The organism is Streptomyces sp. NPDC057654, from assembly GCF_042800135.1.
Classification (GTDB): domain Bacteria; phylum Actinomycetota; class Actinomycetes; order Streptomycetales; family Streptomycetaceae; genus Streptomyces.
Genome location: NZ_JBHVHQ010000266.1, coordinates 1 through 9,794, shown reverse-complemented (window position 1 = coordinate 9,794; position 9,794 = coordinate 1). Strand labels below are relative to the sequence as shown.

General features: G+C 72.1%; 8 protein-coding genes. All 8 read left to right on the top strand.

All coding sequences use genetic code 11. The features are described 5' to 3' along the window. A partial coding sequence (locus ACFU99_RS20580; protein WP_384394028.1) for a lantibiotic dehydratase occupies positions 1 to 2,485 on the top strand: 2,485 nt, incomplete at its 5' end. A gap of 1 nt (position 2,486) precedes the next feature. Then, positions 2,487 to 3,692 carry a lantibiotic dehydratase C-terminal domain-containing protein gene (locus tag ACFU99_RS20575; RefSeq protein WP_384394025.1) on the top strand — a complete coding sequence of 402 codons (1,206 nt, stop codon included), beginning with the start codon at positions 2,487 to 2,489 and terminating at the stop codon, positions 3,690 to 3,692. After that, complete coding sequence (locus ACFU99_RS20570) at positions 3,692 to 4,969, top strand: M50 family metallopeptidase (protein ID WP_384394023.1); 1,278 nt, start codon at positions 3,692 to 3,694, stop codon at positions 4,967 to 4,969. Before ACFU99_RS20575 ends, ACFU99_RS20570 begins: the two co-directional genes overlap by 1 nt. 111 nt (positions 4,970 to 5,080) lie before the next feature. Then, entirely contained in the window at positions 5,081 to 5,779 is a 699-nt protein-coding gene (locus ACFU99_RS20565) for a hypothetical protein (protein WP_384394020.1), read from the top strand. Beyond that, complete coding sequence (locus ACFU99_RS20560; protein WP_384394018.1) at positions 5,776 to 6,111, top strand: transcriptional regulator; 336 nt, start codon at positions 5,776 to 5,778, stop codon at positions 6,109 to 6,111. The genes ACFU99_RS20565 and ACFU99_RS20560 overlap by 4 nt, the downstream gene beginning before the upstream one ends. Before the next feature lie 29 nt (positions 6,112 to 6,140). Then, the gene (locus ACFU99_RS20555; RefSeq protein WP_384394015.1) at positions 6,141 to 7,067 is read left to right on the top strand and encodes an ABC transporter ATP-binding protein; all 927 of its coding nucleotides are present in this window, start codon (positions 6,141 to 6,143) and stop codon (positions 7,065 to 7,067) included. After that, a complete protein-coding gene (locus tag ACFU99_RS20550; RefSeq protein ID WP_384394013.1) occupies positions 7,064 to 7,819 on the top strand; it encodes an ABC transporter permease in 756 nt (251 codons plus the stop codon). The genes ACFU99_RS20555 and ACFU99_RS20550 overlap by 4 nt, the downstream gene beginning before the upstream one ends. After that, entirely contained in the window at positions 7,816 to 9,762 is a 1,947-nt protein-coding gene (locus tag ACFU99_RS20545; RefSeq protein WP_384394011.1) for a TOMM precursor leader peptide-binding protein, read from the top strand. Before ACFU99_RS20550 ends, ACFU99_RS20545 begins: the two co-directional genes overlap by 4 nt. The last annotated feature ends 32 nt before the right edge of the window (positions 9,763 to 9,794 follow it).

Below are 9,794 nucleotides of genomic sequence, written 5' to 3'. Positions count from 1 at the left end.
CGCCGAGTGGCTGCGCGACCGGCAGGCCCTCGCCGACCTCGTCGGCTGCGGCCCGGCGATCCTCGCGGGCGAACTCACCACGGGACGCGGGGAGTTGCGTTCGCTCGCCGTCGAGCCCCGGCTGCGGCAGGGCCTCGTGCTGGCCTCGCCGTCGCTCGACCGCTACCTCGGCGCGTACCTGGGCGCCGGGGCCGCCGCGCTCACCAAGCGCCAGCGCAGGATCGAGCGCTCGCTGCTGGAGTACGTGTACCGGACCGCGTGCAAGACGAGCCCGTTCTCCACCTTCACCGGGCTGGCCCTCGGCGAGTTCCGCGACGGCGACGGGTCAGGGGCGTTCGGCGGGGAGATCGACGAGGAGTGGAGCGACCACCCCCGGCTCAACGTCGCGGTGATCGGCCGCCTCGCCGACCTCGTCATCGACAACGACGGACACCGCGCCGACCTGCCCGTCACCCTCGTCACCGGCTGGCGGATGGAGGCCGACCGCATCCGCTACGTACGGCGCAAGGTCACTGCCGGGGACGACGAGGCGACCGTCAGCTTCGACGCCGTCAAGGAGAGCCTGTTCTTCCTCAAGCAGGGCGGCACCCTGGAGCGGCTGTTCGCCCTGTTCGGGCAGCGCCCCACCATCCGCTACGGGGACCTGGTCGACGAGCTGAGCGCCGACGGCGAGGCCACGCCCGCCGACTACGACCGCTTCCTCTCCGTTCTGCTGCGGCTCGGCCTCCTCCAGGTGCCCGGCCTCAGCGTCACCAACCAGAGCCCCGACCCGCTCGGCGGTTTCCGCGACGCGGTCCGCGCCCTCGGCACGGACTGGGGGCGGCGGCTGGCGGACCGGCTCGACAGCCCCGCCGGACTCCTCGCCCGCTACCCGCACGCCGAACTCGACGAGCGCAGGCGGCTGTTGACCGAACTGCGCGAGGAACTGGGCGCGATACAGGAGGAGCTGGGCGCGAGCGCACCGGCCCTTCCGCAGACCCTCGTCTACGAGGACTCGCGCGCCGCCGCCGAACCGCTGGTGTGGGAGCGCCAGGGGTGGGAGAAGACGGTCGGGGAATCGCTGCGGACGCTCAGCCGCGTCCTGCCGGTCTTCGACGTCACGCTCCCGCAGCGGCTGCTGCTCAAGGCGTTCTTCACGGCCCGTTTCGGCCCCGGCGGACGCTGCGACGACGTGCTGAAGCTCGTCTACGACTTCCACGAGGACATCTTCGACCAGTACGCGCGGATCAGCGCGCAGCGCCGCCCGTTCAACGACTCCGGCGACTACGTCGAGCTGGACAACTGGCTCGACTCGCCCGGCATTACCGCCATCGACCGCGCGCGACGCGAACTCATAGCGCGGATGCGGCAGTTGTGGGATTCGCGCGAGGAAGGCGCCGAGGAGCTGGTGCTCGACGACGCCTCGCTCGCCGCCGTGGCGGGCGAGCTGGGCCCGGCCCAGACCGGGTTCCAGCCGCTGAGCCACTTCCTCCAGCCCGCGCGGCGCGACGGCGAGGACCTGGCCGTGCTCAACCGCTCCTGGGGCGGCATCGGCTTCCCGTTCTCGCGCTTCACGCACTGCTTCGAGGGGGCTCCGGACGCGGCGGAGGGCGGCCTCACCGGCCGGGTCCGCCGCGACCTGCGCGCAGCCCACCCGCGCGGAGCGGTCTTCGCCGAGGTTACCGGCGGCCACGCCACGACCAACCTGAACCTGCACGGCCGGCTCACCGACTACGAGGTGGTCTGCCCCGGCGAGACCAGCTCCGCGCCGCCCGCCGAACAGCTCCCGCTGGATGACCTCTACGTCGTGCACGACGCGGCCGAGGACCGGCTCGTCCTGCGCTCCGAGCGGCTGGACCGCGAGGTCGTCCCCGTCTACCTGGGCTACCTCGTCGCGATGGCCCTGCCGGACGTGCCCCGTGCCCTGCTCCTGCTGTCGCCCGCCTCCGTGCCCGCCGTCGACTTCTGGGGCGGCGTGCCGGAGGAGGAGGCGTCGGCCGAAAACGCCGTCACCACGCGGCCCCGCGTCCGCTACGGCAGCGTCGTGGTGAGCCGCCGAAGCTGGTCGGCGTCGGCCGCGTCCCTCCCCGCCCGTACGCCCGAGACCTCCGACGCCGAGTGGTATCTGTCCTGGCAGCGCTGGCGGCAGCGGCACGGCGTGCCCGCTCAGGTCTTCGCGACCGTACGGGCCCCCGCCGCCGAGGAGGGTGAGGAGGGCCCCGGCCCGCTCGCCAACGACAAGCCGCAGTACGTCGACTTCGACAGCTACCTCTCGCTGACCGTCTTCGAGACGCGGCTGAAGGAGGCCGGGGCGCGCGTCGTGCTGCGTGAGGCGCTGCCCGGCGAGGAGGACGCCCGCGTGACGTCGCCGGACGGCAGGCACGTAGCGGAAATGGTCGTCGAGACCCGCACCTCGCCGAGGCGACCGGCCGAGGAACCCGCCTTCCGTGAGCAGGACCGTGAGCAGGACCGAGAGCAGGACCGAGTGAAGGACCAGGTGAGCTGACGTGACCGAGAGCGTAGAGACCCGGACCCCCGACGGGCGGCCCGTTCCCGAGGCGGAAGCGGGCGAGTGGCAGGCGCTGCACGTCTTCTACACCGGCTCCACCCGGCCGATCCTCACCCAGGCGATCCGCCCCCTGCTGGACCGGCTGACCGAGGAAGGGCTGGTCACCGGCTATTTCTTCCTCAACTACTGGCTGGAGGGCCCGCACATCCGGGTCCGCTTCAAGCCCGTGTCGAAGGCCGCCGAGGCCGAGGTCAGAGCCCGAGCGGAGGAGGCCGTGGGCGCCTTCCTGCGCGAGCGGCCCGCGCTGTACGAGGTGAAGTCCGACTTCTACCGCGAGCTGTACAACTCCCTCTTCGACCTGGAGTTCAGCGACGAGGAGCGCAAGCCCTACCTCGGCGAGGACGGCCGGATGCGGCTGCGGCCGATCAACACCTTCAGCTGGGAGCCGTACGCGCCGGAGTACGGCAAGTACGGCGGCCCGGCCGGCGTCGAGCTCGCGGAGTGGCACTTCAAGCACTCGGCGGACCTCGTCATGGACGCCATGCGCACCACGAACGTCCACGTCCGCACGGTGCTCTTCGGCTTCGCCTCGCAGCTGATGATGGTGATGACCACGGGCTTCCTGCGCGAGCGGGACGCCATGGCCGACTACCTGTGGCGCTACCACCAGTTCTGGTACCGCTCGTTCTCCGGCACCGACCTGATCTCCGGCGGCGTGTACGACCGTACGTACGAGTCCGTGGCCGAGGGCGTACGGGGCCGGTTCGACACGGTTCGCGGCGCGTACGACGCCGGGGCGACGGACCAGCTGCCGGGCTTCATGCGCACCTGGGCCGACCACTGCGCCGAGCTGCGGGAGAAGGCGGTGCGGCTGGCGGTGAACGGCGACCTGACGTTCCGCGCCTGGGGCGGGGAGCGGCAGGAGACGGTCACCGACCCGGACCAGGCCCTCCAGATCCTGCTGTCCCCGTATATGCACATGACCAACAACCGGCTGCACGTCACCATCCGCGACGAGGCGTATCTGTCGTACGTCCTCGCCCGGTCGCTGCGCGACACCGCGCCGCCGCAGGACTTCGGTCCGCTCCAGGGCTCCGGCTCGCCCCGTGACTTCGGCGCGCCGCAGGACTCGGAGACGGTGCGGGACTCCGGGCCGGTGCAGGGCTTTGAGCCGCTGCCGGAATCCGCCGAGGCGGCCTCCTGATGACCGCGCCCCCCTCGGAGTCCGCGCCGTCGCCGCTGCTGGAGCTGCGGCCGGCCCGGCATCCGGAGATCGTGGTCGGGCCGGGGCTGGCGCGCGGCCCGCGCGTACTGCATCTGATCAAGGACCGCCGGGTGAACCGGAGTTACGAGGTCGGGGCCAAGGAGCACTTCGTCATCTCCCGGCTGGACGGCGAGCAGACGCTCGGCGAGATCGGCGCGCAGTACGCGGGCCGGTTCGGGCGCCGGCTGGGGGAGCCGGGGTGGCGGCAGCTGCTCGGGCTGCTCTCCGCCCGGCGCCTGCTCGTCGGCAACCCGCCGCCCGAGCCCGCCCCCGAGCCGGAGCCCGCCGCCGAGCCCGAGAAGCGGAGGCGGGGATACCGGCCGATGGGCACGGACCTCGTGTTCGGCGACCCGTCGGCGCTGCTGGGGCGCATGTACCGATGGCTGCGGCACCTGTACGCGCCGTACGTCCTGATCCCGCTGCTGGCCGTGGTCATCGCCATGGAGGTCGTGCTCGCCGCGCGCATTCCCGAGCTGCTCCACCAGGCGCACACCCTGTGGCGCCACCCGGACCTCGCGATGATCGTGGTCGGGCTGCTGTGGCTCAGCTCGGGGCTGCACGAGCTGGCGCACGGGCTGACGTCCTATCACTTCGGCGGCGGGGCCTCGGAGGTGGGCCTGCGCTGGCGACCGCCGATGGCCTATCTGTACTGCAAGACCGAGGACACGATGCTCTTCGGCCCGCGTCGGCAGCGCATCGCGACGGCGGCGGCGGGGGTGGTGGCGAACCTCGTGTTCCTGCTGCCGTTCTTCCCGCTGTGGATGTGGTTCCCGCCCGACGACGTCACCCGCGACAGCCTCGCCGCGCTGCTCCTCTTCGGCAGCCTGCGCGGGCTGGTGAACTACCTCCCCGTGCCGAACCTGGACGGTTACGTGATGCTCAGCCACGCCCTGAACGTCACCGACCTGTCCACCGAGAGCTACCGCTACGCGCGGCTGTTCGGCCGGCGGCTGCTGGGGCGCGGCGACGAGACCGGCCCGTACCCGAGGCGGATGCGGATCATCCACCTCTGCTACGCCGTCGGGTCCGTGCTCCTCGCGGCGGCGCTCACGGCGGGGGTGCTGTGGCTGATCGTCCTGTGGACGCCCGAGCCGTACGGCCGCTACATCGCGGGCGGGCTGCTGGCGGTGGTCCTCGTGGGTGCGCTGGGGCGGGCGGTTGTCACACGGGTTCTGGCGGGGCGGGCCCGTAGAGCCGCCCAGGCTGCGGCCGGCTGATGCGGGGCCGGCTGATGCGGGGCAGGGCGGGCGTGTGCGACACGCGAAAGCGGAGTGGGTCAGGAGGTACTCTGTCGCACCAGGAACTTTGCATCACAAAGTGGAGTGCACGTGAGCGACGACGACCCCAGCGCCCCTCGGGAGTCGGCCCCGGCAGCGGCGGTGGCGGGACCGGACAACGGCGGTGCCCCGCTGTCGCCCGCCGCCTCCCTGGCGCTGATCGAGAGCGAACGGGGCCGGCTGCTCCGCCGCAGGGGCGTGAACCCGGCCCCGATCTTCGCGGGCTGGGGCGCCGCCTGGCTCATCGGCTTCGGCCTGTGCTACCTCGCCGCCCCCGGCGGCCCCTCCGCCCCGCTGCCCATGTGGGGCGCGGCCACCGTCCTGGTCGTGCTCTGCCTGGCCGCCATGGTGGTGCCGGTGGTGCAGGGCGTACGGGCCGGGCGCGGGGTGCGCGGCCCGTCCCGTACGACCGGCGCGATGTACGGGGCCTGCTGGGCCCTCGCCTTCCTGGCGCTCGCGACCGTCAACCTCACCCTCGCCCGCGGCGGCCTCGACGCCGACCTCACCACCCTGTTGTGGACCGGCTCCTCGCTGACCGTGGCAGGCGTCCTCTACCTGGCCGGCGGCATGCTCTGGCAGGACCGCGCCCAGTACCTGCTGGGCGTCTGGCTGCTGGCCAGCGCCGTGGTCGGGGTGCTGGCAGGAGTGCCGGGGAACTTCCTCGTCCTCTCCCTGGCGGGCGGCGGCGGACTCCTCGCCCTGGCCCTCTACTACGCGCTGCGCCGCCCGTCCGGTGGAGCGCGGCCATGAACGAGGGCTGGCCCGAGCTCGATCCGGTGATCCACGCGCAGGCCCGGCTGCGCGTCATGGTCACCCTCTCCGGCCTCGCCGACGGCGACCGGCTGACCTTCCCCCGCCTTCAGGAACTGCTGGAGATGACCGCGGGCAACCTCTCCACCCATCTGCGCAAGCTCGAAGACGCCGGATACACCCACGTCGAGAAGGCGCACCGGCGGCGCACCCCGGTCACGTACGTATCGCTGACCCAGCGGGGCCGCCGGGCCTTCGAGGACTACACGGCGCGGCTAGAGGCGCTGCTGACGAACCGCCCCGAGGGCGGCGACGGATCCAAAGATCACTGATCACCCCACACCGAAAAGGAGGGAGTTCCATGAAGGAGGACTCCGGCCCCGCCGCCGGACCCGCGATAGCCGTCGAGGGACTGCACAAGTCGTACGGCGATGTCCACGCGGTCAACGGCGTCTCTTTCACCGTCGAGCGAGGGGAGTTCTTCGGCGTCCTCGGCCCGAACGGCGCAGGCAAGACCACCCTGATCGAGATCATGGAGGGGCTCCGCAGCGCCGACTCCGGCTCGGTGTCGGTCCTCGGCCGCTCGCCCTGGCCGCGCGACACGTCGCTGCTGCCGCGCATCGGCGTGCAGACGCAGGCGTCCGCGTTCTTCGTCCGGCTCACCGCCGCCGAGCACCTGGAGACGGTCGCCGCGCTGTACGGCCGCGACCGCAAGCGCGCCCGCGAGACGCTGGAGATGGTCGGCCTCACCGAGAAGGCCAAGACCCTCGTGGACGACCTCTCCGGCGGCCAGCGGCAGCGGCTCGCCATCGCCTCCGCGCTCACCCACGAGCCCGAACTGATCTTCCTGGACGAGCCGACCGCCGCCCTCGACCCGCAGGCGCGCCGCAATCTGTGGGAGGTGCTGCGGGAGATCAAGACGGAGGGGCGCACCATCATCTGCACCACCCACCACATGGAGGAGGCCGAGTCGCTCTGCGACCGCGTCGCCTTCGTGCGCGCGGGGGAGGTGATCGCCCTGGACACCCCGGCCAACCTCGTACGCGGCCTCAACGCGCCCACCCGCGTCGTGATCCCCACCGCCCAGCTCACCCCCGAGCAGGCCAAGGGGCTCGACGGGGCGGACGAGGTGGCCACGGACGGCCCCTCGACCGTCATCACCACCCGCGCCGTCGGCCGGGTGCTCGCCGCCGTCGGCGGCCTCACCGAACTCCAGGACGTCCAGACCCGGACGGCGAACCTGGAGGACGTCTACCTCGAACTGACCGGGACGGAGTACCAGGCATGAGCGGCTACACGGCGCTGACCCAGGCGCACTACCGGGCGTTCGTACGCGACAAGACCTCCCTCTTCTTCACCTTCGCCTTCCCTCTCATCTTCATCGTGGTGTTCGGGCTGCTCTTCGGCGGCCAGTCCGTGCCCGGCGGACGCCACGTCATCGACTTCATGGCGCCGGGCGTGATGGCCTGGGGCGTGGGCAACGGCGCGCTGTTCGGCGTCGCCTACACGCTGATGCACTGGCGGCGCAGCGATGTGCTGAGGCTCGTACGGCTCACGCCGACCAGCATCTTCACCGTGATGGCGTCCCGCTTCGTGGTCGTACTCGGCATCGGCGTCGTCCAGGCCGCCGTGTTCATCGCCATCGCGACGCTGCCGGTCTTCGGTCTGACGGTCACGGCCCAGGGCGTCGTCCTGGCGCTGCCGGTCCTGCTGCTGGGCATCCTCGCGTTCTTCAGCATCGGCCTCATAGTCGGTACGTACGCCAACTCGCCGGACGCGGTGGCCGCCATCGCCAACTGCGTGATGATCCCCATGGCGTTCCTGTCCGGCTCGTTCTTCCCGATGAGCTCGTCGCCGGGATGGCTCCAGGGCTTCTCCCGCATCCTCCCGCTGCGCTACATGAACGAGGGCGTCACCAACGTCCTCTCCGGCACCAAGGGCGCCTCGTCCCTCCTCGTGCCGTGCGCGGGGCTGCTGGTGTTCGCGGCGGTGTTCGCGCTGCTGGCGGCGAAGACGTTCAAGTGGAGCAAGGAATCATGACGGTGGCTGACGTAGAGGCAAAGCCGCTGGCGGGCCCCGCCGCCGTGGCGGCCGAGCTCGGCGCGATGCTGGCACGGCGGTCGCGGGGGACCGCTGGGCCGGTAGCGAGTGAGACCGGTGGGCCGACCGTCGTGCCGATTGGCACGGCCGACGCGCTGGACCCGGGCAGGGACCCCTTCGCCGCCGACCGCGCCCGCGCGACGGTGCATGTGACGCCGCAGGCGATCCTGATCGGTCCCTGGGGCGGGGGCGGGGCCGAGGGGGCGCCCGGCTGCGGACACTGCCTCGCCATGCGCTGGCAGCGGCTGCGCCCCAAGTACGAGCGCGAGGCACTGGAATTCGGCGCGCCCCCGCACGCCGACGGCGCCTGGCCGGTACTCACGCAGTACTTGGTGGACGCGGTGTGGCTGGCGCACGCGGCGACGGTGGATTCAGAGAGGCGCGAAGGGGCCCCACGGGTCACACGGATCGACCTCCGCACCCTGGAAACACGCACGTTCCCGCTCCTCGCCGACCCGCTGTGCCCCAGCTGCGCGGACCACGGCACCCGCGACGACAGCCCGCGCGACATGGCCCTGACCTCCCGTACGAAGCCGTCCCCGGCCGCGTACCGGCTGCGCCGCCCCGAGTCGTACGGGCTGCCGGCCGACGCGCTCGCCAACCCGGTCTGCGGGGTGCTCGGCACCGGTACCGCCATGAACGTCATGTCGCCGACGACCGCCCCCGTCTCCGGCCGGGTCATGATGCGCGGCCACGCCGGGCTGACCGACCTGACGTGGAGCGGCCAGGCCAACTCGTACGGCGAGAGCCGGAATCTGGCGTTCCTGGAAGGGCTCGAACGCTACGCGGGCACCCGCCGAAGGCACCGCGAGGACGTGCTCGTAGAGGCGTACGAGACGGTCGCGGACCGCGCGCTGGACCCGCGCGATGTGGGGATGTACGGCCCGCGCACGTACGAGCACGACCCCATGCTCATCCCCTTCGACCCCGCCCGCCGCATCCCGTGGGTGTGGGGGTACTCGCTGCGCGACGAACGCCCGATCCTCGTGCCGTCCCGGCTCGCCTATTACAGCTCGGGCGCGGAGGGCGACAATTTCGTCTTCGAGTGCTCCAACGGCTGCGCGAGCGGCGGCAGTCTGGAGGAGGCCGTCCTCTTCGGCATGCTCGAACTCATCGAGCGGGACGCGTTCCTGCTCGGCTGGTACGGCGGCGCGGAACTCCCCGGAATCGACATCTCCGGCACCGCCGACATCGAGCTGCGCACCATGGTGGACCGCGCGGACCTGCACGGATACGACGTACGGGTCTTCGACAACCGCGTCGATCTGCGCGTACCGGTGGCCACGGCGGTGGCGGTGCGGCGCGACGGCGGGGACGGCGCGCTGTCCTTCGCGGCCGGGGCCAGCATGGACCCGGCGACGGCCGTGCGCGCCGCCGTCTCGGAGACGCTGACCTACATCCCGGAACTCCCGCTGCGCGTCAGCACGCGCCGCGAGGAGACCGTCGCCATGACCCGCGACTACCACAAGGTGCTCCAACTGCGGGATCACGCGGCGCTGTTCGCCCTTCCGGAGATGGCCGAGCACGCCCAGCGCTATCTGCGGCCGATGACGGCGCGGCCGGAGGAGGAGGTCTACCGCTCCTGGCGGGCGGAGGGCCCGCGCTCGACGGAGCTGCTGGACGATGTGCGGTACTGCCGCGACGAGCTGGTACGCGCCGGGTACGACGTGATCGTCGTGGACCAGACGTCGCCGGAGCAGGAGGCGCTGGGACTGCGCACGGTGTGCGTGATCGTGCCGGGACTGCTGCCCATCGACTTCGGCTGGTCGCGGCAGCGCGCGCTGCACATGCCGCGCATGCGGACGGCGTTCCGCAGGGCGGGGTGGCGCGCGGACGACCTCACGGAGGCGGAACTGCACAAGGTGCCGCACCCGTTCCCGTGACGTTCCACGCTGCCGTACGCACGACAGCGGGC

Excerpts from the sequence above, each read along its gene's own strand:
- ACFU99_RS20555 (WP_384394015.1), top strand. The coding sequence starts at position 6,141 with ATGAAGGAGGACTCCGGCCCCGCCGCCGGACCCGCGATAGCCGTCGAG.
- ACFU99_RS20545 (WP_384394011.1), top strand. The coding sequence starts at position 7,816 with ATGACGGTGGCTGACGTAGAGGCAAAGCCGCTGGCGGGCCCCGCCGCC.
- ACFU99_RS20570 (WP_384394023.1), top strand. The coding sequence starts at position 3,692 with ATGACCGCGCCCCCCTCGGAGTCCGCGCCGTCGCCGCTGCTGGAGCTG.
- ACFU99_RS20560 (WP_384394018.1), top strand. The coding sequence starts at position 5,776 with ATGAACGAGGGCTGGCCCGAGCTCGATCCGGTGATCCACGCGCAGGCC.
- ACFU99_RS20550 (WP_384394013.1), top strand. The coding sequence starts at position 7,064 with ATGAGCGGCTACACGGCGCTGACCCAGGCGCACTACCGGGCGTTCGTA.